This is a genomic window from Muricomes intestini (assembly GCF_004346165.1).
Taxonomy (GTDB): Bacteria; Bacillota; Clostridia; order Lachnospirales; family Lachnospiraceae; genus Muricomes; species Muricomes intestini.
The window spans coordinates 77,239-103,589 of record NZ_SLZZ01000008.1; the positions used below are offsets into that span (position 1 = coordinate 77,239).

The following is a 26,351-nucleotide window of genomic DNA, read 5'->3' on the forward strand; positions in this document are numbered from 1 at the left end:
ACAATATAATAGAAAGGGACCGCAGCCATCATAAGATAACTTCCGGTCCCCGTAATCCCTTATTTTTTTCCTTCAATATTTCTTTTAAATCCCACATAAGTCGCCATGAAATATATCATGTATATCCCAAAAAATAATAAAACAGAAATCCCAAAATACTGTAGTACAGAGGTGTGCACACCTGTTGCCATAATAAAAATTCTGCTGACACGTATCATGACGCTTCCACTAATGATCATTGCAAACAAAGCGGGGCAAAGATAATACGCCGTAAGCTGCCTGGCAATCAGATAATTAATCTCCGAACGTTCTAGTCCTATCTTAGCCAGCACATCATACCTGAATTTATATTTTGCAGAATCACTTAGCTGTTGAACAGACAATACTGTAAGTGCAGCACATAAGAATACCAGTCCCATATAAAAAGCGGGAACAATAAGTGATGCCAGCATATACTTAACTTCAGGTATCACGTTATCCCTTACCAGATTTGTTGCATTGTAACTGACCATATTATCCGAACCACTGCAGCTGTTTCCTTCTAACGAGAGATCCGCATGTCCGGCAAAATCTTGCTCTTCTTCAGGCACCAGATCATCCAGTTTTTTCATTAACCCGGCAGGAGCCTTCCCTTTAAGGTCAACTGCCATTTCTGAATAATATGGTTTCATTGTCTGAATGACACTGTCGGGGACTATCAGAATGTAATCTCCGCCATTATGCCCATCCTGGGAAAATGGTTCAGTATAAATACCGGCACAGGTTAACTCCTCATTTCCCCCCGCATCTGTTACCTCAAGGCCCTCCGGCATTTCATCTGTCTCCGAACTCAAACGCGCCTTAATTTGGATTGCATATTGCCGGTCTGTCAAAGTGATCTCCTTGTACCCCAGCATTTTCCTCAAATAATTGTAATCCGACAGCCCCATGTAAGTGTCATAAGTGCAATATGTTCCGTCGGTCTTAAGAGCCTTTTCTATTTTTTTCATATTGGGGCGTCCATCGCTGTCCAGGTACATATTGCCAAATGCCTGCAAGTGGGTATACATCCAGACATTTGCCTGGTTGGTCTGATTTGTATAGATACGGTAAATGTACGAGTCCGCGATTTCCACATCCTTGTTCAATATTTCCAGATCATCCTGAAACTCATCCTCCGCATCAGAGCTGTAAATCAGAACATCAAAGGGCCACTTCGTATCCAGTACCTTATTCTCATAATCACTAAACATCATTGCCACTGAACTACCCATCAGTGCAATAGTAAAAAGTGCTGTCAGAGTTCCCATGGTAAACTGCATAGTCCGCACCTTCGAGGAAAACTGACGCAGAAGAAACAAATTCTGGCCCCTGTAAATTCCTTTTTTCTTCTTACGGATGTAGCACATGACCCAGGCAGAAAGCCCTATATAAAAAAGATAAATTACCAGTACCAGTGCTATCAAAAATATACAGGCGGCCCCTACGCTGGAAAGTCCCGGGAAAACGGTCCAGATTGCAACAATAACAGCAATAGATACCGGAAACAGCAGACGCTTGATTCCCTCATTAGATTCTTTGATTTCCTCATTCTGCCGTTTTGCATCCATCAGGTCATGAATGTTCATTTTCTTAAACTTTCGTTTGCATCGAAAAAGTGCCAGCAGATAGCACCCCGCATAGAACAGCAGTGTTACCAGAAAGGTATATTTGTTAAGCGTCGGATGAAATCTGTATTCTACATGTACCATATTTCCGAGAACCGCCATCAGAACCTGCTGCAGCAGAATCCCTGCCGGCACTCCGGCAAGGAAGGCAAAAATTCCAAGTAAAACATTCTCCCGCATATAAAGTCTTGCAATGGCTTTTTTCTTCATGCCCAAAAGCATATAAATCCCAAATTCGCTGCTTCGTTTTTCCAGCATAAACCGCACCATATAGTTAATCAGCCATGCGACAATCAGAACAATAAAAAAAGTAGCCATCCCCGTCATCATCTGCATCATCTGGGCTATTTCAAACAACCCGGTAAATTCTTTATCAAAAAAGAGACTGCTGAAAGCATACATAAGTGCGGTTACAACAGCCATAGTAAACATATAAACCAGGTAATCTTTTGCAGAGCGCATGACATTTCGAAAAGCAAGTTTACTATACATTGGACAGTTCACCCCCTGTCAATGACAGTACATCCAAAATCTCCTGCAAAAACTCTCTGCGCTTTTTTCTTCCCTTCACAAGCTCATGAAATATTTTTCCATCCTTTAAAAACAGAATCCTGCTGCAATAGCTGGCAGAAAATGCGTCATGCGTCACCATGAGTATTGTCGCCCGCATAGTTTGATTCAGCTCAGTAAATGTCTCCAGCAAAATCTGTGCTGATTTAGAGTCCAGCGCACCAGTAGGCTCATCGGCAAGTAAAAGCTTCGGATGATTAACCAGTGCCCTTGCACAGGCACAGCGTTGCTTTTGCCCGCCTGATACCTGATAGGGAAACTGACTGCGGATGTCTTCAAGCCCCAGCAAGTGCAGCATCTGATTGCTCTGTTTTTGAATCGTTTTCCTGCTGCCGCCGCGTATGGTAAGTGCAAGTATAATATTTTCCTCAATAGTCAGGGTATCTAAAAGATTATAGTCCTGAAATACAAAACCAAGATTGTTCTTTCGAAATTCAGACAATTTGTCCTCAGACAACTCCGTAATATCCGTATCTCCATAATAAATATGTCCTGCTGTTACCCGGTCAATAGTAGCAAGCATATTTAAAAGGGTTGTTTTTCCTGAGCCGGAAGCCCCCATGACACCCACAAATTCTCCTTCTTCAACATTAAAGCTTACCCGGTCTACAGCTTTGGTCACATTAGAGCCATTGCCGTAATATTTTTCAATATCACACACTCGAATATATTCATTCATTCTCAGTCACTCCTCTTATATTGGTAACCTTATTCTACCAATTATAAGCAGACTCTGGTATCTGGCTGGCTTACATTTATCTTACAATTTTGAAAGATAGCTGCTGATCGGGAAATCCAGAATCATCCGGGTTCCTTTTCCAATTATAGATTCTGCCCAAACTTCAATTCCAAGCTTTTGACACAGCTTCCGGCACAGATATAGTCCCATGCCGGTAGCCCGTTCATGGCTGCGCCCATTGCTGCCGGTAAATCCCTTTTCAAAAATACGCGCCAACTCACTTTCCCCGATGCCTGTTCCGTTATCCTCCAGAGCCAGCAGTACTCCCTGTTCCTGCTTTGTTGTATAAAACTTAAACATCGGAGTATCTCCCCGGTATTTGATACTATTTAAAATCATCTGATTCAATATGAATGCAATCCATTTCTTATCCGTATATACTAAATCCGGGCAATCAACTTCTGCCTGTACCTGATTCTGGATCAGATATCCCTGGTTCTTCGCCAGAACTTCATATACTACTTCCTGCAGGTCTGTCTCGGAAATTAGATAATCCTTATATACCTCATCTGACCGGGCATAATAAAGCGCCATATCCACATAATTTTCAATTTTCTGGTTTTCCAGCCCTATAGTCCGGAACTCTTCTACATTGCTCCTCCTACGGTTTTCGCATGTTAGTGCAATACTTGTAATCGGCATCTTTATCTCATGAACCCAACTTTCAATATATTCCCTGTAATCCTTCTTCTCATCTTCAATCTGATGTATCTTCTCGATAACAGATTTATTAGATTTCCGAATCATCTCCCTGTATAGCTTATCCTCCAGGCGATAGGAGTCCGGCAGCATTTCCCCCAGAAGATAGCGCTGGTCCATCCTATCCAATGTTTGCTCAATTTGCCGGAAATAGCAATATCTCTGAATATATGTTACGAGCAGCCATGTACCCAATATGAGAAGCCAAAATATCTCAATCAGTATGAGATTGGAAAAGGAATAACCTGTTACATGCAAAAATATCCCGAGTGTGCACATGCAGAAAATATGTAAAAGTATGAGCAGAAATTTATCCTTTAAAAAGTCAATCAATCTCATACTCTGTACCCCATACCTCTCTTCGTTTCAATCAATCGGGTCACTCCGATACTTTTTAGTTTCTCTCTTATACGTGTCACATTTACGCTCAACGTATTATCATCGATAAACACTTGATTTTCCCATAAATGCTCAATCATATCCAGACGTGGTACTATCTCACCTGCATGTTGAAACAGGTAGTGTAAAATCTTTAGTTCATTTTTAGATAAATCAACACGTTTTTCACCATATTCCAGACAGGTATGTACAAGATCCAGATGCACTCCATGGCAGGTCAAGACTGTGGATTCTTTTGTTTCTGAGATTCTTGTCCGCTTTAAAACTGCGGCTATCCGTGCAAGAAGTATAGGGGCCTGATATGGCTTCGTAATATAATCATCTCCGCCTTTCAACATTCCTGTCAATTCATCCATAGAATCCGTTCTGCCCGTCAGAAAAATAATAGGAATCTCCGACTGTTCCCTGATCTCTGTGCAGATGTCAAACCCCGTGACATCGGGCAAGTTTAAATCAAGCAAAACCAAATCCGGTTTCTTCCTGATTACCTGCTCCGCGACCGAGTCAAAATCCTCCAGTGCAGTCACCTGATAGAGAGCATTCTCTAATAAAATTTTTAACTCTTTTCTGATGACCGGTTCATCCTCAATAACTAAAATATACATATTCGTTTCACTCCGCAACAATAAAACTTATTATAAAAATTGAACCCCGATTGCAATAGAAAAGCAAAGAATTGCACCGAAAAGGAACAGCCAAAATGTCCATTTTGCATTGCAATACCTTAATACATAAGCCAGCTTCGGTTTATTTGGATTGTAAAAAACATCAATTGTAGAACCTTTTGGGAAAAGCTGGGCCAATAACCTTATACTCCTTTCCATTCACTGTATAAGCTACAACCGGCAGGTGAACCGAACTATCCTCACCGCCTCTGGACGCGAGAGTATAGCTTGTTACAGTACCTGTTGTCTTAGCTGTACATTGCCTCTCCTGCACTAGATATTTATAACTTCGCATAAATCCAATTAACAGTAGTACCAGGCCTCCAATCGCAGGCAATATTCCAAAAACAATTTTTATAACTTGTATATCATCCATATTAGTGCCTTACCCCTTTTTATTTTGATTTTACCGCATTTGCAAATTATTGTAAACTTATGCTATCATAAAAATGATACATAAGTAACAATTCAGAACTTATATTATAGGGGATTTTAAACTTGAAATGGGATAGCGCTCTGGTGTAAATGCCTATCAGAGATTGCTGATTACCGAAGGCTCAGGGTAATCGCACATAAATAACTTGGCCGGCTTTTAAGGCTTTTAATGCCCTAAAAGCCGTAGTAATCCACTATAAGTTATTTTCCTGAAGCAGCTGTTTTCTGAACTGTTCGTATTCAGCCCTACAAGATAAACCGTTAAACAAATCTGCAAATATTTTAGAACTTCTGTCAGAATTTAATAGCCACCTTAAAGTCACCATGGCTACCGGCTGCATATTCGAACGCTTTCTCCCATTCTTCAATATGAAACACATGCGAAACAATGCCATCTGTTTTCAGCTTTCCATTCATAATATTTTCAATAACAAAGGGATAACAATATGGACTTAAGTGAGATCCCAGTACATCCAACTCTTTTCTATCCCCAATGATAGACCAGTCTACCGTCGTTTCTTCGCCGAAAACACTAAATTCCACAAATGTACCCAGTTTTCTGATCATATTCAGTCCCTGTTTTACACTTGACGGATGGCCTGTAGCCTCTATATAGACATCACACCCGTATCCATCTGTCAGCTCCAGAACTTTTTCGACCACATTCTCTTTTCCAGGGTTCATCGCAATATCTGCACCGAATTCCTTAGCCTTTTCAAGCCTTTCATCAATTATATCCAGCGAGATCAGTTTAGCTGGATTCTTCATTTTCGCATAAGTAATCATGCCCAGACCCAGAGTCCCTGCACCGGATATTACCACAATATCCTCATTGCCGATTCCAGCTCTGTCTACCGCGTGTTTGGAACAGCCGTAAGGCTCAATAAGTAAGGCCTTTTCAAGTGATAATTCCGCAGGAACCCTTGAAATTACAGCTGTCTTTGGATACCGGACATATTCAGCCATTCCACCGTTATTTTCCTTTTGAAAGCCAAACGTAGCATGAGGCTGACACATCCAGTATTTCCCGGTTTTACAAAATCTACATTTCCCACAAGGAACAATCTGATCAGCTGTAATGCGCTCTTCTGTTTTAAATTCTGTTACATTTTTTCCCACTTCGGCAATCTCTCCCAAAAACTCATGTCCCGGAATAAAAGGAGGTCTTACCCATGCGGGCTGATCTTCATTTCCCCAGAACATTGCTGCCCCATGAAAACACTTTAAATCGCCCGCGCAAATACCACATGCCTCTGTTTTAATAATAATATCATCCGGCCCACACTCCGGAGTTGGGTAATCAATTTCCAGCTTATAGTCCCCTTTCCCATAAGCAACCAAAGCTTTCATCTTTTTAGGTACCGACATTTCAAAACCTCCTCCAAAAATACCAGTTATTTTGCCTCATCCAATGTTAGAATAGCTCCCTTTTGGAGCAAAATTTTCCTCACTTCTTCTGGGTCAACTTTTCTCGGCTGTATTTTATTTTTAGATGCCAGAGCAGCACCTACCCCTGCACCCTGTCCTATTGCCATACATAAAGTCATAATTCTCGTTGACCCAAAGGCAACGGCATCGACACTGATACAACGCCCGGTCATCATCAGTCCATCAATATCCTTTGCAACAGTGCATCCATAAGGAATTCCATACGGTTCTTCTATAGTCTTAGTATAGGTCTTATCGCCCTTTCCACTATGTATATCAATAAAGTAAGAAAACAGTCCGATTGCATCATCCGGTATGCTGCCTGAAACAGCATCTTCCTTTGTGAATTTTTTAATACCCATAATCCGCCTAGACTCCCTGACACCAATCGTTGCATTCACTGATGTGAGATAACATTTTTCAAATCCCGGCACATGCTCCTGAAGCATTTCAATTAGTGGTATGATTTGAAGATGGCTTTCCAGCTCTCCTCTGCTTAAATCATGAACATTACTCCCGTCAAAATTCAAGATTCGAATTGTATTTACAGCTACGGTACCGGGTATAGGCTGGCGTATATAGATCACTGTATCCCTGTCAACGGGGCATTTTGATTCTGATCTAAGCTTTTTGATTGTATTATTCAGCCCAAAGAAAATATGTCCTGGGTTGTTGCGAAAGAACTCAGCATTATACCCAGGTTGTATATGAGTAAGCCCCATGTTGTAAGGCAGCTCTTCCGGATGTTGCTCTATGTAATCACAAAACCTCTCAAAATCAACTCCGCTTAAGTTAAACATTAGCGACGGCGGCTGAAGTTCTCCACTTTCTGACTGTCCCTTCTCATATTCTGCTCCTGCCATATAAGCCACATCACCATCTCCGGTTCCGTCAATAAAGACATCTGCCTCTATTTCAATTTCTGTACCCTTACCGGCAACAATTATACTGCAGAGTCTTCCATCTATCACTTTCGTTTTAACCAGTTCGCAGTGCATTAATAGCTCTACTCCGGCTTCTTTTACCATTTCAAAACATATAACCCTGGAATAAAATGGATGAATTGTGGTAGAAGAAAGATGAAACGGACAGTATTTATGTCCGGCTGTCCCATCTTTTTCTTTGAGCCGTTCTACAAATTCCTCTGCAATTCCACCAACAATTCTTCTTTGATGCATATCGAGAAAAGCTAAAAATGGAAGACCTGAACCAAGCTGTCCCCCAAGATATCCCAGCCGTTCTACCAGTATGACCTCTGCGCCTTCTCTCGCAGCTGCCACAGCAGCTGCAAGTCCTCCGGGACCACCGCCAACAACGGCTACATCTTTTTTAATCATTTCTTTTTTCATATCATTTTTCATATCGCACCTCCTACTCATCTACGTTCGCATTATATACAATGTCAAAATGTCGCCCAGCGGCGTAAAAGGTTCTGGAAAATCCATGCGCACCTATTTCCGAAAGAGCACGGATCCCCGATTTTCCAATTTTCCAGCGGCCAATTGTCAACCTTGGAACCTTATATTGACTGGATGTCAGTCCTAGTACAGAGCACTCCAGATGGTGGAAAAACTCATGGGCCAGGATTAACTCTTCACCATATTTCAGTGATACTCTATTTTCTGCTGCCCACATCTTTACCGACTTTAAATACAGGGTGATTGTCTTTCTTCCTGAATAATATTCACTGAAGCACCTCATACCACCAATGACGTTATCTTTATCAACTTTAATTACTTTCAGACCTTCTTGTTTTATCACTTCCCAGATAGATTTTCCCGGATACTTATCTAGAATATCTGATGCAGCTGCGGCACCTGTATCCCAAGCTCTGTCCGCGATATGGGAAATATCCTCTTGGGGAATCTTATGATAGTGAATATCCCGAATCAGCTCCTGTCTGGATCCTATATGATCGGGAAACGGAAATTCAGTCTTCATGCACTGACCTCCTAGCCTCTTTCATTTTCCGTAGTTTTTGTGCAAATCATAATCAGATTCTCATCACTTTGAGTCCCTGCCAGTTCAACCTCACATAAAGAAAGTATCTGAGACTCACTCTGCATACCCGCCATATCTACAATCCTGCTGCCTGATACTACATAGATATTTGGAATCTCTGCTCCTCCATCTCCATATACAGTGTGTTCCTCCAGCAGATACTTAACATTTTTCTTCCATGCCGATACCGGACAGGCCAGTACCTGTGCATTTTTCTTTTGAAGCCGTATAACTCCATCCCGGTCTACTAAACGAACCGGTTTAACTTTCTTTGTGAAAAAGAGGTGAGAGCGCACCTTTATTTCGCTTGTGACCGCACATATACTGCCGTTGTCAACTTCGATTTTAACCTGGTTCTCCGAAACCTTCAGATTTTCAGCCACCAGCGATTTAATCTCCTCATCCGTTTTTCTTGCCCCCGTCAATTCCTTGGTGCGCAGCTCTGTCGCACCTATAGCAATTGCGCGAACCTTTTGCTGCTGCGTATCAATTTCCACCTTTACTTCAATGGTCTCCGGATTAGCACCTGAGGCAATTGCCTTTCGTTCAGCCTCTCTCCTCACCGCTAATATATCCGCTTCTGTAGGATTCATAATCGTACGTTCTACCATATCCCGGACCATAGCCAAAGCTACTCCTATTGGTGATATTACTGCCGCATTTTTTGCAATTTTAAAAACACATCCAAATTTTTTTCCCAAGTGGGGAACCACTGTGGCTGCCCCTCCCCCGCCTCCAACAAATGTCAGCATATTCTTATCCAGTCCATAATCTTTAATGAAGCTTTCCACAACTTTTCCATTCTTTAAAGCTGACAGACGAAGTACTTCTTCTGCAGTTTCTTTTACACTCATGCCCATGTTTTCAGCCAAGGGTGCCCATGCCTTTTTTGCTGCTTCAATATTTCCTTTTGCATAGCTGTCCTCAGGCACATAGCCTGCAATGTTGGCAGCTCCCGAAAGAGTAAGTGCATATTTCTTGCCATTAGAGCATTCGATATATGCATATTCTGGATCCGTAGAAATCGGGTGTACTGCTTTGAGCACAGGTTCTATAATATTCTCATCCTCTGCAAACACTTCATAATCCAGGTCGGCAATATGGGCACTCCTGGGACCTACGTCCTTTACCTTTCCATTATGGATTTCAATCATGCTTCCTCCGCCGATTCCCACTGTCCGCACATCCAGTGATGTAAGATAAGTCTTGTGCCCCCCGACTTCCGCATACTTAACCGCTACATTTCCATCCTTGACACAGGAAATATCCGTGCTGGTTCCTCCTACTTCGAAAAATATTCCATCTGTCAATTTTTCATACATCAATGCACCTGCCACACCTGCAGCGGGCCCAGACAAAATAGTAAGTATCGGCCTGTGGCGTACCTCATCCACAGTCATAACCCCTCCGTCACAGCGCATAACCATCAACGGTGACTTGATCCCTGCATCTTTAATACTTTTTTCTGTCATATTAGCTGCATCCAGCATTTTGGGTAAAATACTTCCATTAATTACAGCGGTCCTCGTACGGACTTTAAGACCATACAGCTTAGATACATCATTTCCGGCTGTGGAAGGATATCCATATTGATTACAAATCTCGATTGCTTTATTTTCATTTTCAGGGTTGTCTACACTGAATGCCTCCGTTGCTACCATAGCCTGAGCACCCGAATTTTTCAGTTCCTCCAGTGCTCTTTCTATATTTTTCTCAAAACCTTCCTGATCGGCCGAATTGACAACAGCATTGTAAGAGTGCAGATATTTACCTGATGCAAGTTCGATATCTCCTATAGTTGTGTCACTTTTTGCCTTCAGCCCCTGCACACCGCTGCTGAGAGTAATAATGCCTACCTGAGATACATCTCCCTCCAAAAGTGCATTCGTAGCCTGTGTTGTCCCATGGGCAATAAAAGTAACATCCTCCGGAGCAATCTGATACTTTTCCATGATTTCCTTCAGCACCTTAACAATGCCGGCCGCCACACCTTCCTTGGCTGTATGAGTTGTAGGCATCTTGACACTTCCGATCAGCTCGAAAGTGTCATTATTAATTGCTACAGCATCTGTGAATGTCCCGCCTACATCAATTCCAATTCTAACCTTCATCTTCGTCTCCTTTTACATATATATAAATGTTAGTATAATCACCGTTGCTGCCGTAACAATCCAGTTTGGAAGCTGCATCGGATTAGAGGTTGTTACAGGATCATACCCAACAAAGTTAGACGCCCAGACAACTTGTGTCGATGTCGGACAAGACTGGGAAGGCCAACGGAATGCTGCATAAAATACTGCCGACAAAGCTGCCACCGGAAGTACTCCTACCGCCAGCATACTGGCTGCCAGACCCGCTCCAAGTCCCATCAGATTGAACGGTCCACGGTATAATCCCAGTGGGCACAGAATACATACAAAAGCAATCAGTCCCCAAGCAGAATGCGGGGTAATTGCAACCATAAATGGCTTTATTACAGCCTGTGTTGTGGGAGCTGTCATAGCATTTAAAATCATACCAATTCCAAACATCAGCGCAACAGTAGGTGCGCCCTCTTTAAATCCTTCATAACAGCTCTGTACGATTAAATTAGAGAACTTAGACCACTTTCCTCTGAATGTAAATACTATTGCCCAAACGATACCGATAACAAATACCGTTGTTGCCTCCAGCTTAAAAATTAACATGACTGCAACTACAACCACAGGCGTCAGGCAGGCTAGAACTCCCCGCCAGCCCTTCACATAAGTACTCTTAACTTCCTCCTCTTCCTGCTCCTTTTTAACCGGAGCGGCGAACGCGTACTTTATACCATTTTTTTTAAAACTATAGGTCAAATAAACAAATGTAAACAGCAGACCTGCTATGAAAAGAATTACGGCGCAAAGATTAATATCCTTGGCCTCTACCCCTGTTATCCCGGTAATGGCTGCTATGTTGGCAGGATTCAGAGAATACCCTGCCGACATGGCAGCTAAAAATGTATTACATGCAACTATCGGTGGGATTCCAATAGACATCATAATAGGCAATACTATAGTTCCAACCATCGCAACCGCACCTGTCCCATATAAAACAGTAAACAAAAATGCTGTTACAGCACACAATGCCAGTGAAATGAGATAGGGCTTATCTCCCCCCAGCTCGGCGGCATTTTTAATAATCACATCCGTAACACCTGTGCGGTAAAGTATCTGAGAAAGCCAGCAACTAAACAGAATTGCCACATATGTACCTGCAAGTTTCAAAGCTCCACCGGATATAACATTTGTAAGTATTCCTTCTTCTCCCGTGAGAGGCAGCCCGGCTGCAACTGCTATCGCCACGGCCATTACCGGAAGCGCCAGAACTGCTGGGATCTTTCTCATCATCATTAATGCTGCTATTAAAATAAAAATCAATACAATAATAATCCCTGTTATCATAACAATCTCCTTTCTGCTCCTTTTATTAAATGGTTCCACTGCCTTAGCTTACAATTATTACCTCCTTTCATTTTATTAATACAATCCAATAAATAAAACCATTTCATATAACGGATTATATTATTTGAGGTATGAAAAGTCAATTGAATTATTCACAAATGTCGTATTATGTATTTATTTCAGCATTTTTCATTAAATTTATGTATGCGTTTTGTCTGTTTTAACCAAAAAAGTCGATCCAGCTCATTTACTGATCGACTTTCTATTTCTATATTTAAACGGCACCAACAAATTCTGTAATATAATTAAGTGCAGCCCCGGCTGCAATTGCATCTTTTTTATATTTACTAACCCTTATATATTTCTTATTATAATCAAAAGAACTTAATGCCTGAACTCGGTTTCGAATATCTTCGATATAGGGATCCAGGTATTCTCCCATATATCCCCCTAAAATAATTGTACAGTCAAATAAAGTCTGAAGATGATTGATCGTAAGTGCCAGAGACTCCAGATATTTCCCCCAGGACTGTGTTGCCTGTGGGTTCTTCTTATCCAGCTCTTGGAAAAAGTCTTCAAGATTTCCTTCGCACATATTTGAAAGAACCGTTGCAGAACAATAGGCATCCACACATCCCCTCTGTCCACAATAACATTCTCTTCCTCCCGGATGGATTTTAATGTGGCCCACTTCACCTCCGTGTAATGTTTCTCCTGTATAAACTGAGCCATTCACCACAACTGCACCGCCTACATTATTACTCAGCATCAGATAGAAGGCATTTTCTTCAATTCCTCCCAGCCATGTTTCCGTAATCCCTGCTGCGTTTGCATCGTTAAATAATGCCGTCCTGTATGGGATATATTTTGAAAACTCTGAGCATGTGGCTCCTGTAAAATTCAGTATTTTTCCGTAAAATACCTCCTGATTGTCCTTCGTAATCAACCCAGGAACACCGATTCCTACTCCGAGTATAGCTTTTGCACGTTGCTTTGCTTTGGACACAGTCTGCTCCACCATCCTGCCGATTTCTTTATAATATTTGTCCGTCCTCTGAAAAGGAACTCTTTTTCGTATTCTGGAAATAATCGTTCCTTCAAGGTCTACTGCTAAAACTGTAATATGATTCTTCGTGATGTCAATCCCGATTGCAATCCTTGCATCAGGAACTATATCATAAGACTTTGCTCTTCTCCCCCCAGTATGTCCTATAGAACCCGATTCTCTGACCAAACCTTCATCTTGCAGTTCCTCAAGATTCTGTATCACGGTAGGAAGACTTAATTGCAACTCCCTTGCAATATCCTGTCTGGAAAGGTTTTTATGTTCACGTAGAAGTTGATAGATATTTGACCGATTCAATTTTTTTATTTCAAGATTTGCTGATGTCTTTTGTCTTATCATTCTGTCCTTCCTCTATAAACCAAATTTGTTATTTATAAATCCGTTTTCTAAATCCGTTTTTATAATTATAAACATAAGTAGCTTAAAGTTCAAGTATTTTCCACTTTTCTGCATACTTAAAAAGACCTATAACAGTATTTTAAAACTGCTACAGGTCTTTTGTCTGCTTATCGTCCTACATTATTTTATTTCTATATTCATTAGCGGATACCCCTGTTACTTTCTTAAAAACCCGTGAAAAGTGTGCAATATCCAGAAACCCAACTTCCTCCGCTATATTCCCAATCCTCAGAGATGGATCCCGCAAGAGCTCTTTAGCCTTGTCAATTCTGATATTATTCAAAATATCAGAAAAGCTTTGCCCTGTCTGCCGATTTAAAAGTTTACTCAAATGCCATTGGCTTACATATGTATGCTCAGCCACATCTGAAAGCTTTAGTTTCTCTCGATAGTTTTCTTCTATATAAACAAGGGCATTTTTTACAATAAAATTATTTGCCGGAGAATTTAAGATATCCTTTTTTCCTGTCCCTTCCGGGAGTCTGGCCGGTTGATATTCCTTAAGACGGTCTGTCATCACTTCCATAGCCTCTTCCAGTTCATCCATCTTAGAGGGCTTCAGCAGAAATCTGGCGACACCAAGGCGAATAGCCTGTTGGGCATAATCAAAGTCCCTGTAACCTGTCAGGATACAGACCTGCATCTGGTCATGCTGGGATTTGATTCCGGCCAGCATAGTAAGTCCATCCATCTGAGCCATGGCAATATCTGTAAACACAATATGAGGTTTTTCCTTTTCTATTAACTCCAATCCTTCTTGTCCGCTGCCGGCAGTCCCCACCACCTGGCAATTCCACTTTTCCCAGTTCATGCCCCTGGTCATTCCTTCCAGTATCACCGGCTCATCATCTATCAAAACCACTTTATACATCTCACACCTCTGCACCCTTTAGCAGCAGACACAATTATCCTTTGATTGCCCCCGCTGTCATACCTTTAATTATATACTTCTGGAGAAAAATGTAAACGATTAGTATAGGAATGACTACCAGTGTAACCGCTGCAGCCATAAGCCCATAATTGGTACCCTCTCTGGAAGTCAGCTCATTTAACAACCTGGTAATACCATACTGATTCCCCCGCAGCATAAATGTCTGCGTAAACAAATCATTGTAGCTCCAGAGAAAACTGAAAATTCCCACAGTTGCAAAGGAGGGTTTCGAAAGAGGCATAATGACCTTCCCAAATATCTGGAAAATATTTGCCCCCTCCATGTAAGCTGCCTCCTCCAATTCCACCGGCAGCCCTTTTATGTAGCCGCTTAAGACTACAATGGCAAAGGACATATTCCCTGCAATCTGGGGCAGAGCCGTAGCCAGCAATGACTTCCAGAGAACCGGAGTGTTTACGATTCCCCAGCGCGCCATCAGCTGGAAAACCGGTATGATTGTGGCAAAGACCGGAAACATCATGCCGGCTATTACCAGGTTATTCAATAAATTTTTCCCCAGAAATGTATACCGCACAAGTGCATAAGCTGCCATCCCCGCCAGCACAATCACCACCAGTGCCACCGTGATGGAAATAATCAGACTGTTACGGTAGGCACCGAACACATCCAGCCGCCCGAAAGCCAGCCGGTAATTGTCCATGGAAAACCTTTCCCCAAGAGGGAGTGAAAACGAATCCGATACAATGATTTTTTTATCTTTGAAAGAGTTCAGCACAACCCATATGATAGGGTAAATCGTAGTCAGCGCCCAAAGTGAAAGCAATACAAAGATACCTGCCTGACCAGGGTGTAGCTTTTTCTTCTTCATGACTTTTCCTCCTAGTAATCTTTCTCTTTGAAAACTGTATTGACAACTTTTGAAAGAATCACCCCCAGAACTACAATCAAGATTGCTATAGTACTGCTGTAGTCCACATCCGATACATTAAACACCTGATAATACATATACGTTCCGGTGAGCCATGTCCGGCCGAAAGGTATTCCTTTCGGGAACATTACCCAGGGCAGGTCAAAGACCTTAAGAGCTCCGGTCACCGCCAGTACGATACAGGTGCAGATTACATTGTGCAGTAAAGGAAGCGTAATATAGCGGACTCTCTGCATTCTGGTTGCACCATCAATTGCTGCCGCCTCATAAAGTTCATCAGATATATTGTTCAAGCCGGTAACCAGGATAATAAAGTAGAATCCTACATATTGCCAGGTTACAGGAATCATCATCGTTATTAGTGCATGTGTTTCATTCTTCCAGTCTATCAGTCCCTTAGAGCCCAATGCTCCAAGCAGCTGATTAATCATACCTTTGTCATACAGGAAAATCAAATTAAAAAGTAGCCCAAGTGCCGTAGCCGAAATCACAATTGGAAAGAAAAATACAATTCTAAAAAACTTGCTTCCATGTTTTACATTGTCAACCAGAATTGCCAAAAAAAGAGCAATGCCAACCTGGCCCACAATCGTTACAAGAATCATAATTAGTGTATTTTTAAGCGCAATTCTCATATTTTCATCTTCCACCATCCTAGTGAAATTCAGATACCAAGGATCATTCCAGCCCTTTGCCGCCGTTCCCAATCCTCTGATATTTTGAAAACTGTTAACAATATTTTTTATAAATGGATAATACAGAAATACTATCATAAACAAAAACGCTGGAACCAGAAAAAAAACCAATGGCTTTTTATTTTTATAAATATTAGGCATAACATTACTCCTTTACAAGGCCGAATGGCCATACAGGTATACCCGAAGGGTGTTACTCCTTTACAAGGCCGAATGGCCATACAGGTATACCCGGAGGGTATTTCTCCTTTTACGGGCCCAATGGCTATTATAGAAATGGCTGTCACACCGGGTTTGTGCGACAGCCATTTCTATCACTTATTGCGCCGATTCTTCAGGAGTATAGTCTTTTATAAGTGTCAGAACTTCGGATACTGCATCTTTTATTTCTACTTTTCCGGTTACCAGATTCGGCATGCCGTCAAATACCGGAACCCTGCATTCTGTAGGAATCTGATCCTGTACCGCACCTGCAATTCCAGTGATACCGTTTACCATCTCAAGGCCTGATTTCCCCAGGCTGCTCAGCTGGCTTTCATCCACCGTAGCGCCGTCTTTTAATGCCGTTGCAGATGTCTGTGCAAATTTTGACACCATTTCATTGGTTGTCATATACTCTACAAAGCTAACTGCTGCCTCTCTCTTGTCCGGATTGTCCCAAGCCTTTTTTGTAATATAGTATCCAGAAGAAAGTCCGCCAATAATATCCGTTGCCTTGCGGTCACCCTTTGCCGGGACATAGGTAACTGTAAAGTTGTCGATATCATCCGTAGCTTCCTCGATACCGCCAAGTTTCCAGGAACCATCAATCAAAAATGCTGCCTTCCCATCCAAAAATGCCTGGAAGGTTTCATCGTCTGTCCCTGAGAGAGTGTTGTCCGGGAAATAGCCCTTTTCGTACATTGTCTTGATATCACCAATGCCGTCTACCCATGCTTTTCCATGTTCGTCATCCACACTTTCAGGAAGTACGTTATGTGTTGCCGGTGAAAGCTGGTTGTAAATAGTAAATTCAAACCAGTAATGGGGAATCTGTGCAAGTGAAGCTGCAACAGGTGTATATCCGGCATCCTTAATCTTCTGGCAGTCCTCCATAAATTCATCCCAAGTGGTAGATGCATCCGGCACTTCAACACTTGCCGCATCCAATACAGTTTTATTCACATACATCCCTTCCCAGTATCCATTTACCGGAACAGAATAGTTCACGCCGTCCACCGGAGATGCCCCCATAAGTTCGTCCTTCATATTGTCGGCATATTCCGGGTATTCCTTGCGGATCTCATCGATAGAAATCACTTTTCCGGCCTCTACAAAAGAGTTGGAATCCATGCCGTTGAAATAGAAGAGTACATCTGGTTCTGAACCCACCTCAAAGTCTGCAGCCACTCTGGCTTTAAAGGTCTCGTCAGAAGTTGCCGAAGAATCATTGACGCTGTTGCCTGTCTCCTCCTGCCAGCCCTCTACGGCATCTTTAAAGTTCTGGGCATTTGTGTCATTCCCTGCAAAAGTGGTCGTAATATCCAGTGTTACACCACCGCTCTTCTCCTTGGACGCGGATTTTCCACTGTCATCCTTTGTGTCCCCTTTGTTCCCACAGGCTGCAAGCGAAAGCACCATGGCGCAGGTTAATAAAATTGCTGCCGATTTTCTCTTCATACCTTAAACCTCCCTTTCTTAATATAATCATTATACGAAAGAGTATCGTCATAGTGAATAGACAGCATTGCCATTTATTGTTTTTTCTTGTTACTTTTGACACTATCTGGGAATGCAGAAATATCCGGCGCTTAGTCCAAGCGAGATGGAGTAGCGTGCAATTGAGCTTGCCCTCCTGAATAATTGTCTACCCTTCATCCGGAAAATAACGTAAAAGTGTAAGTGTACTGACAGTATATCCCTCGGCATTTGTCTGAATCTTAAGTCCACAGCCGGGGCCGTAAATAATTTTCAGACGCTGATTCACATTGCGTATTCCGATACTTACAGATTTTTCGTCCCGTTCTATACCTCCTCCCAGAAGGTATTCAATTTTTTTCTCATCTGCCGGTAAAAGAACACCGTGATTCTTTATTTCAATAATTAGAGTATCTTCATCACGAAGTATTATGTTAATGTGGATAATAATCCGGTTTTGTTCATCCACCCCGTGTTCCACGGCATTTTCTACAATAGGCTGTATAATCAGACGGGGAACCTTGACCTGCAGGAGATTATTGTCAATGTTTTTGTGAATTTCCAGCTTATCTTCAAAACGGCGGGCTATGATATACAGGTAGGCATCCATATAGCTAAGTTCTTCCGACAGGGCTATATAAGAATTCTTTTTACGGTCCAGTGTTGCTTCCAGCATGGTGGACAAGGCCTCAATCATGCCGCTGGCCTTATAGTTCCCGTTCATACGTGCCTCCCAGTTGATGATTTCCAGGGTATTGTTCAGGAAATGGGGATTTATCTGGGATTGGAGCGCTTTAATTTTAGCATCGCGCAAAGCCAGTTCCTCAGAATATATGGTGTCAAACTGATGCTTCAGCTCCGCAGACATCTGGTTGAAGGCTTCCCCCAGATAAACCATCTCCCGGCTGTTTCCAATCTGGCACATGGCGAAGCCAAGATTCCCATTCTCTATTTCTCTGGACGCATCCACCAGCTCTGACACAGGCCTGGTAACCTCCCTGTGAAAGAACCAGATTACAAGAAGAATCATCGGAATCATAGAAACAAGGAAGAAACCAATAATGTAAGTGAAGTTCTGTTCATTCATCACGGAACGGGTATCCAATGACAACATAAATTCCATGTCGTGACTTTCAAAGCGGAGCTTATTATAAACGTAAGTATTTTTCTGTCCAATATTGTGAACCTTGTGGTCATTCGTGTCATTTAGCTCGTAAAAGCTCCGGATACTTCCCGGTTCGCCTGAATTGGTATCTGCAACCTGCTGCCCATCCAGATAGACTTCATAGCCCTGGTAGCCCATGATGCCCTCAAAACTCTTAAACATTGCCGAAGGATCCAGCTCCATAATAATAACAGCAAAGGGCTGAAACCCTGTGGTCATCATATTTCGAACCATGTAAATATTTCCCCCCACATTTAGAAAGAGAATGTCTGTATCCAAGCCTTTAGCTTCTTCGTGTACCTTATCTAAAACCTCGGTTTCAAAATATTGTACCCGGTCAAAGGTACCGCTCTTGATATTGCTGTATGTATAATATATTTCATCAGGGTCTGAATTGAAATATACCATGGTTGTCAGAAACGAAGTATTATAGCGGTACTGGTCATTTAAAAAGTCTGTAACCGTATTGTAAAGCTGTCTCTTCCTTTGCCCTATACTGTCCTCACCTACATTATACTCGGTATATGCATCCCGGATTACATTCAGATAAGAGGCATTCCTCGACGCGCCTACCGCATCGGAAAAATTCATTTTACAGATTTCAGCCGCCTTCTCGGCAGAAACAGATATATTCTCTTTCAGATGGGATTCCAGTTTGTCAGAAATATAAAAGAACATGACAGAAGCAGCCAGTGTCAGCGGCAGAAGCCAGCCGGCCACCAGCATCACAATCATGTTCCATTTCAGCGGATACTTTCTACCCGCTATTTTCCTGAATTTTCTTCCTATACTTTCCATGTGATTATTATATAATACAATCATGCTCCCGTAAATATTTCCAGGTACTTTTCGAATATCTCACATATATTTGCTGCATCGGCCCGGCGGTCCATTTCACAAAAAATCCTAAGCAGCGGTTCAGTCCCAGAAAACCGGGCACTGATCCAGCCTCCATTTTTGAAATATACTTTACAGCCATCCAGATAGGATACCCTGTCGATTTCACAGGGTAACTCCGGCAACTCTTTATCTTCCAGAAGAATTTTATAAATACTTTCCTTCTTTTCATCCGTAAATTTATAGGAGCGCTCTTCCATATAAACCTTTCCAAATTCTTCTTGTACATCCCGGTAGAGTTCGGAAAGTTTTTTTCCGGTAACAGAAATCATCTCCACCAGCAAGGCGGCAGCATAAATTCCGTCTTTCCCATGGATGTGTCCGCGCACTGTAAGCCCACCGGAGGACTCCCCCCCTATCACAGCATCGGTGGCCTGCATCTTGGCTGAAATATGTTTGAATCCTACAGGAACCTCGTAGCAGACTTCCCCAAATGCAGCCGCCTCTCTGTCCAACACGTGAGTGGTGCAGATGTTTCGGACCACAGGTCCTTTCCATCCTTTATACCTCACTAGATAAAAGTATAAAAGCACCATAATATCATTGGGGTGCAGAAATCTCCCTTCATCATCAATCACACCGATTCTGTCTGCATCCCCATCTGTTGCCAGTCCGATATCACAGTGACGCTCCAGCACATAAAGCTGAAGACTTCTCAGTGTATCTGCATTGGGGGCCGGAAGTTTTCCTCCAAACAAAGTGTCATGCCGTCCGTTTATCGCAGCCACATCACATCTGGCCGTCAAGAGTATCGTTTTCAATGAAGTCTCACTTACCCCATACATTGGATCAAGAGCAATCCTCAGATGCCGCCTCCTGATTGCATTCATATCCACCGCAGTGATAATATTATCCAGATACTCATTGAGAGGATATATTTCTTCAATCAGGCCCGCTTCCTTGGCCTTACTGTACGCCATCTCTTCGACGGGAATATCTGTAACATCCTCGATATACGCTTCAATCTCCATAGTCTGCCGTTCATCCGCATCTCTCCCCCCGTAAGTAAATACTTTAATTCCATTGTAAATAGCTGGATTGTGACTTGCTGTTATCATCATTCCATAATGAAGCCGGTGCTTCATCACATAGAACATCACAAGCGGAGTTGGAACAGACTGATTAATCAGACTGGCCTTAATACCCTGGGCAGCAAATACCTGTCCCGCCCACTGCATGGCCTCCTTTGACAAAAAACGCCTGTCGTACCCAAGGACAATTCCTTCACTTTTGACTCCCTCTTCTTTCATCTTATCTGCAATTGCTCTGGATAAAATCTGAATGTTCTCTTTGGTGAATTCATCACCGATTACTGCACGCCAGCCTCCTGTACCGAATTTAATCATCTGTTTTTCCTCCCATACGTACAATTATCTGATGAACCGTGCCCTCCTTCATCTGTGGTATCTCTGAAACCTCTTTTCCATCCAGCAGCACAGATCTGATTCCCTTCATAACCCCATCCGGATTCTCCACCCTGATTTGATATTCTGCATTTCTCCACCGGCGTTTTACCGCAAATTCTTTCCATTCTCCGGGAATACAGGGATCAATCAAAAGGCTGTCCATCTCCGGGCGTATTCCCAGAATATAATGTGTGACTGCAAAATATGCCCAGCCGCCGCTTCCTGTCATAAATGGATGACGTGCCCTTCCATAACATTCATGGTCCTTTCCCATAATAAACTGGCAGTAGGAATAGGGCTCTGCTTCCCGTATCTCAATCTTATCATTCTGGTAATAAGGACAAAGTGCGTCATAAAATTTCACTGCCTTGTCCCCCCTTCCCAGAACGCACTCGGCCGCCCAGGCCCAGGGATTAGGATGACTGAATACAGAAGCATTTTCTTTCAGCCCCGGACATACCCGGGTGACAAATCCAATATCATCGTCTCTTTTTGTATAAGCCGGAGCATTTAGCTGCAGTCCATAAGGGGTATACAGCCATTTTTCCACACTATCCATGGCTGCCGCGCCACGCCCAGGTTCTGCTGCCCCGGAAAGTACCGCCCAGGCATTGGATTCCAGATGAACTTTTCCCTGTTCATCCTCCATAGTGCCAATTGACTTTCCATTCTTTGTAATTCCGCGTATATACCACTCTTTATCCCAGAGCTGTTCGCTGGCCTTTTTCACCTGTTTGCCCATATCTCTATATTTCTTTATATCTCCATCGATCTCCCAGCCCTCTGCTTTATCCTGAAGGTATTCTGCAAGCTCCAGAAAATTGGAAATAGCCCAGTAATGCAGAAATGTGACAAGAGCACTCTCTCCACCGCCCAGGTTCAGACAGTCATTCCAATCCGCCCGGAGTCCTTTGCAGATACCCGTTTTGCCCACTTGTTCATGAGAAAAATCCAGAATACGTTTCATATGCTCGTAAACCGTATCTTCACCGCCATCTGCATAAGTCACCTTTTCTTTTAAAAACTCCATCTCTCCGGTTTCTTTTACATATTCAACTATAGAAGGAACCAACCACAGGGCATCATCTGAGCAGGCCTGCTCCAGCTTATGTACGCGGTCTTTTTCTGCTGTGGGGACAACAGTCGGGGAATCTGCATACTCCGGCTTTACATCCGGGTCAAACCATTCCGGTTCAAAAAGATGAAGTCCATAGCCTCTTGTTGTCAACGCTCTGAGAAGCTGCAGAATCCTCTGCCGGCATTTTTCAGGGTTGGAATGCGGTACGCACATGGCATCCTGCGCCGTATCCCTATACCCTAACCCAGTTCTTCCTCCGACTTCAATAAAAGATGCAAATCTGGAAAACATTACATTGATTTCAGCCTGATATAAAGTCCATGTATTGGTCAGCACATTCATTCCCTTATCCGGAGTCTGAATCTGAAGACTACTCAACTTATCATCCCAGTAATCTCTAAGTTCCCGGTAAGACTGATCTACTCTATTCAGGTTCGAATACTTTTCCCGAATCCTCAGTCCTTTTTTCCGATTTCCTGACCCCAGCATAAAAATTAGCCGAATACTTTCCCCTGCTTCCAATTTCAGATTCTTTTGAAAACTACCGCAGTGATTATTGCCCGCCTCCGCTGAACCTGTACATTGCCCTTTAAGCACTGCCTCAGGATTTTGCTCTGTGTGATAAAGTCCCAGAAAACTATCTCTTAAAGTGTCATAACCGTCCGGCCGGAAGGACGCTGTGAAATACTGCTCCTTTCCCGGCTCGTAAAACATTTTCTGTTCAATCACACCGTCCTGATAGCCGGCTCCGGCACAGTACATACTCATCTGAAAGTTCTGATTGTCACTTGCAACGCCATGAAAAGAAAACTCACAGAAAGAAAATATTTGCAGCTCTCTCATTTGGCTGCCGGCATTTTCCACAGTAAAATCCCACAGCAGTACATCTTCTCCCAGGGGAATTGTCAACCGCATTTCCGTTTCTATGTCCGCATATCTGCTGAAATACCTGCTGTAGGAAAGTCCGTGACGACAGCTGTAATCCACCTGTTCCAGCGGTTTTCCCACAGGCTGCCAGGTAGCACTCCAATAATCCTTTGTCTGCGTATCCCTGAGATATAAATCAAATCCCGGACGGTCCATGGGAACTGCGTTTCCCCTGAATCTGGTCATCCGGTGATACTCGGGGGATTTGTGAAACATATATCCTCCTGCAGTCTGGTTTATTACAGCACAAGTGTCTTCCACACCGAGATAATTTGTCCATGAAACCGGTACATCTACACGCTCAATTACATATTCTCTGTTTTTTTCATCAAAAAAACCATATTCCATACAAAGACATCCTCCACTCACTATATTTTCGAGCCTGGCTCTGAATAGTTACGATACTTTTATTATAGAGAGTTCATACTTTGTATGGAATAGTCATTCCTGTTAATATTTGATTTATCTTGGCTATAATTATAACTGTGTCTTCTTTTAGCATTAGTTTTAGAAGGAAGGAACTACAGCTCCTTCATATTTGTCTTCCATAAACTTTTTCACAGTATCACTGGTAAGTGCTTTAATAAGTGCTTTTGTTTTATCACTGTCTTCATCTCCTGAGCGGACTGCAACAACATTGCTGTAGGTTGTTGCCGCAACAGAATCTGCATCCTCTGTTGCCAGGGCGTCGGATACTTTTAGCCCTGCCTCAATTGCATAGTTTCCGTTGATGACAGCTATATCCGCATCCTGTAAGGAGCGTGGAATCTGGGCAGCTTCAACCTCAGTGATTTTTAAATTCTTCGTATTCTCTACAATATCGTTTTTGGTTGCGTCCAGCTCTACACCATCCTTTAAAGTAATAAGGCCATTGTCAGCCAATAAAAGAAGTGCTCTGGCTTCATTGGAGACATCGTTGGGAACTAAAACCTCAGCACCGTCTGCAAGATCATCCAAAGATTTTGTCTTTCCCGCATAAATGCCGAAGGGCTCATAATGGATTGCCCCTGCACTTACAAGATCGGTTCCGTTTTCTTCATTGAACTGATCCAGGTATGGTTTGTGCTGAAAGTAATTGGCATCCAGATCTTCGGAATCAAGCGCCAGGTTTGGCTGAACATAATCTGTATATTCTTTGACTACCAGTTCATAGCCCTCTTCCTTCAAAATATCTTTTGCAGCATCCAAAATCTCCGCGTGAGGTGCGGGAGTTGCACCCACAGTAATCTTTTCCAAATCTCCAGATTTTTCCTTTGATTCTGTTGTGGTTTCTGTTTTGTTAGTATCAGATTTTTCACTGTTGTCTGCGCATGCGGTAAGTACTCCTATTGTAAGAGCCGCAGCGGCAAGTACATATAATGATTTCCTCATAGTCATATCCTCCTTGATAAATTTTATGTTGTAACGCCTTTGGGCGGTTACTACTTAATTCGTTTGTCGCTTTTTCTAGATAAGCCCATCCCCGCTTCCTGGATAATTTGGACAATAATAACCAGAATAGCCACTGTAATAAGCATCATGTTTGTCTCATATTTATAATATCCATATCGGATGGCAATATCTCCGAGACCTCCGCCGCCTACAAAACCAGCCATAGCAGAATATCCTAAAATAGTCGTAATAGCCAGTGCCGCTCCTACCAGCAGGGAAGGCTTTGCTTCGGGGAGATAGACTTTCCAGATGATCTGAAAGGTGGAAGCTCCCATAGATTTTGCCGCTTCAATGATTCCTCCGTCTACTTCCTTAAAGGAAGATTCTACAACCCTGGCTACATAGGGTGCGGAAGCTAAAGTCAAAGGAGGGATTACCGCCGTTGAGCCTAAAGTGGTGCCTACGATCATCCTTGTAAGAGGAAGCATCATAAGAAGAAAAATAATAAAAGGCACGGAGCGGATCAGATTTATAATTATGCCCAGGGGCTTGTGAAGCCACGGCATTGGATGAATCCCGTCCTTATCCGCAACAATGAGAATGATGCCCAAAGGAATTCCTATCACATAGGCCAGTAAGGAAGAGACCGCTATCATGTACAGTGACTCCAGGGTTCCTGTTAAAAGCATTGAAATAGTTGCCGAATCAAATGTCATAATCCTTTACCTCCTCATGTGATATTTTTGCTGTTTTCAAATAATTAAGTACCCGGTTCTGCTCTGTCTCATCCTCCGGCAGCTGAATCACCATCTGCCCCATGGCAGTCCCGTGAATATCTCTTGTCTCTGCATGCATAATGTTGACCGGAACCTTACAGGCTAAAATTAAATTGGCAAGAACCGGCTCAAAAGAAGAGCGTCCGTCAAAGGAAATCCTGACCTGTCTGGAACCTCCAAACCGGCTGACTTGTTCTGCCGCATCCCCCAAAATAAGCTGGCGGCCGATTTTAGATTTTGGCTCCGAAAATATCTCTGCCACAGAGCCAACCTCCGCAATATGGCTTTGGTCAATGATCGCCACCCGATCACAGATTGCTTCTATAACAGACATCTCATGTGTGATGACAACCACCGTAACCCCCATGCTCTTGTTAATTTCCTTTAACAAATCCAAAATAGACTTTGTAGTATTGGGATCCAGAGCACTGGTTGCCTCGTCACAGAGAAGAATCTTTGGATTAGTGGCCAGAGCCCTTGCGATAGCCACTCTCTGCTTCTGCCCTCCCGAGAGCTGTGCTGGATAAGCTTTTGCTCTATCCTCCAGCCCGACGACCTTCAAAAGATCCTTCGCTCTGTTTACAGCCTTCTTCCTGGGCCATTTGGCGATTTCCAGAGGAAAACAGACATTCTGAAGCACATTTCTCTGGTCCAGCAGATTAAACTGCTGAAAAATCATTCCCATAGCTTGTCTTGCCATCCTCTGTTCCTTTGGACTCATGGCAGCCAGGCTCTCATTTTCAAAAAACACATCCCCCGATGTAGGTATCTCCAGGTAATTGATACAGCGGACAAGCGTACTTTTCCCTGCTCCACTGAGACCGATGATTCCAAATATCTCCCCTTCCTCAATGGACAGGTTGATATCATCTAAAGCCTTAATAGGGCCGTTTGCAGTCTGGAACTCTTTTCCAAGTCCAACCAGCTTAATAATAGGTTCTGATGACTCCATATCTCACTTTCCTTTCTTAAAAGGGGACTGTCCCCTTTGCAGTTATTTCCTATTACATAAAAAAGCCGCAAGCCCTGCACAGACCTGCGACCTGATAATCCTGCATTTTTACTGC

The 26,351-nt window shown here is 42.8% G+C and carries 21 protein-coding genes; all 21 read right to left on the reverse strand.

From position 1 onward, the window contains the following. Window positions 1–59: 59 nt before the first annotated feature. Window positions 60–2,138: an ABC transporter permease gene (locus EDD59_RS07385; RefSeq protein ID WP_132380506.1), complete on the reverse strand. Its 2,079-nt coding sequence runs from the start codon at window positions 2,136–2,138 to the stop codon at window positions 60–62. Then, window positions 2,131–2,895 carry an ABC transporter ATP-binding protein gene (locus tag EDD59_RS07390; RefSeq protein ID WP_132380508.1) on the reverse strand — a complete coding sequence of 255 codons (765 nt, stop codon included), beginning with the start codon at window positions 2,893–2,895 and terminating at the stop codon, window positions 2,131–2,133. Before EDD59_RS07390 ends, EDD59_RS07385 begins: the two co-directional genes overlap by 8 nt. An 81-nt stretch (window positions 2,896–2,976) precedes the next feature. Then, window positions 2,977–3,774: a sensor histidine kinase gene (locus EDD59_RS07395; protein WP_243117364.1), complete on the reverse strand. Its 798-nt coding sequence runs from the start codon at window positions 3,772–3,774 to the stop codon at window positions 2,977–2,979. 215 nt (window positions 3,775–3,989) lie between these two features. Continuing rightward, window positions 3,990–4,658, reverse strand: a complete 669-nt coding sequence (locus EDD59_RS07400) for a response regulator transcription factor (protein ID WP_132380512.1) — start codon at window positions 4,656–4,658, stop codon at window positions 3,990–3,992. A 163-nt stretch (window positions 4,659–4,821) separates the two neighbouring features. Then, window positions 4,822–5,094: a hypothetical protein gene (locus tag EDD59_RS07405; protein WP_132380515.1), complete on the reverse strand. Its 273-nt coding sequence runs from the start codon at window positions 5,092–5,094 to the stop codon at window positions 4,822–4,824. Window positions 5,095–5,447: 353 nt separating this feature from the next. Beyond that, window positions 5,448–6,521, reverse strand: a complete 1,074-nt coding sequence (locus EDD59_RS07410) for an alcohol dehydrogenase catalytic domain-containing protein (protein WP_132380517.1) — start codon at window positions 6,519–6,521, stop codon at window positions 5,448–5,450. 26 nt (window positions 6,522–6,547) lie between these two features. After that, on the reverse strand, window positions 6,548–7,942 hold the full coding sequence (locus EDD59_RS07415; RefSeq protein WP_165920887.1) for an FAD-dependent oxidoreductase: 1,395 nt from the start codon (window positions 7,940–7,942) through the stop codon (window positions 6,548–6,550). A gap of 10 nt (window positions 7,943–7,952) precedes the next feature. After that, window positions 7,953–8,522, reverse strand: a complete 570-nt coding sequence (locus EDD59_RS07420; RefSeq protein WP_132380521.1) for a hypothetical protein — start codon at window positions 8,520–8,522, stop codon at window positions 7,953–7,955. Window positions 8,523–8,533: 11 nt separating this feature from the next. Next, entirely contained in the window at window positions 8,534–10,693 is a 2,160-nt protein-coding gene (locus EDD59_RS07425) for a hydantoinase/oxoprolinase family protein (protein ID WP_132380523.1), read from the reverse strand. A gap of 12 nt (window positions 10,694–10,705) precedes the next feature. Beyond that, complete coding sequence (locus tag EDD59_RS07430; protein ID WP_132380525.1) at window positions 10,706–12,007, reverse strand: C4-dicarboxylate ABC transporter; 1,302 nt, start codon at window positions 12,005–12,007, stop codon at window positions 10,706–10,708. A gap of 274 nt (window positions 12,008–12,281) precedes the next feature. After that, window positions 12,282–13,412 (reverse strand): ROK family transcriptional regulator, encoded by a 1,131-nt coding sequence (locus EDD59_RS07435; protein ID WP_132380527.1) that lies wholly within the window; start codon window positions 13,410–13,412, stop codon window positions 12,282–12,284. Between the two features lie 175 nt (window positions 13,413–13,587). Further along, window positions 13,588–14,343 carry a response regulator transcription factor gene (locus tag EDD59_RS07440; protein WP_132380529.1) on the reverse strand — a complete coding sequence of 252 codons (756 nt, stop codon included), beginning with the start codon at window positions 14,341–14,343 and terminating at the stop codon, window positions 13,588–13,590. 34 nt (window positions 14,344–14,377) lie between these two features. Beyond that, on the reverse strand, window positions 14,378–15,232 hold the full coding sequence (locus tag EDD59_RS07445) for a carbohydrate ABC transporter permease (protein WP_132380531.1): 855 nt from the start codon (window positions 15,230–15,232) through the stop codon (window positions 14,378–14,380). 11 nt (window positions 15,233–15,243) lie between these two features. Beyond that, window positions 15,244–16,128 (reverse strand): carbohydrate ABC transporter permease, encoded by an 885-nt coding sequence (locus EDD59_RS07450; RefSeq protein WP_132380533.1) that lies wholly within the window; start codon window positions 16,126–16,128, stop codon window positions 15,244–15,246. A gap of 177 nt (window positions 16,129–16,305) precedes the next feature. After that, entirely contained in the window at window positions 16,306–17,646 is a 1,341-nt protein-coding gene (locus EDD59_RS07455) for an ABC transporter substrate-binding protein (RefSeq protein WP_132380535.1), read from the reverse strand. Window positions 17,647–17,833: 187 nt separating this feature from the next. Then, window positions 17,834–19,627: a sensor histidine kinase gene (locus EDD59_RS07460; RefSeq protein WP_165920888.1), complete on the reverse strand. Its 1,794-nt coding sequence runs from the start codon at window positions 19,625–19,627 to the stop codon at window positions 17,834–17,836. A 20-nt stretch (window positions 19,628–19,647) separates the two neighbouring features. Continuing rightward, a complete protein-coding gene (locus tag EDD59_RS07465; RefSeq protein ID WP_132380539.1) occupies window positions 19,648–21,072 on the reverse strand; it encodes a phosphoglucomutase/phosphomannomutase family protein in 1,425 nt (474 codons plus the stop codon). After that, on the reverse strand, window positions 21,065–23,485 hold the full coding sequence (locus EDD59_RS07470; protein ID WP_132380541.1) for a glycoside hydrolase family 94 protein: 2,421 nt from the start codon (window positions 23,483–23,485) through the stop codon (window positions 21,065–21,067). The genes EDD59_RS07465 and EDD59_RS07470 overlap by 8 nt, the downstream gene beginning before the upstream one ends. A gap of 159 nt (window positions 23,486–23,644) precedes the next feature. Then, window positions 23,645–24,508, reverse strand: a complete 864-nt coding sequence (locus EDD59_RS07475; RefSeq protein ID WP_132380543.1) for a MetQ/NlpA family ABC transporter substrate-binding protein — start codon at window positions 24,506–24,508, stop codon at window positions 23,645–23,647. 50 nt (window positions 24,509–24,558) lie between these two features. Further along, window positions 24,559–25,224 carry a methionine ABC transporter permease gene (locus tag EDD59_RS07480; RefSeq protein WP_132380545.1) on the reverse strand — a complete coding sequence of 222 codons (666 nt, stop codon included), beginning with the start codon at window positions 25,222–25,224 and terminating at the stop codon, window positions 24,559–24,561. Then, a complete protein-coding gene (locus tag EDD59_RS07485) occupies window positions 25,214–26,236 on the reverse strand; it encodes a methionine ABC transporter ATP-binding protein (protein WP_132380547.1) in 1,023 nt (340 codons plus the stop codon). Before EDD59_RS07485 ends, EDD59_RS07480 begins: the two co-directional genes overlap by 11 nt. Window positions 26,237–26,351 lie beyond the last annotated feature (115 nt).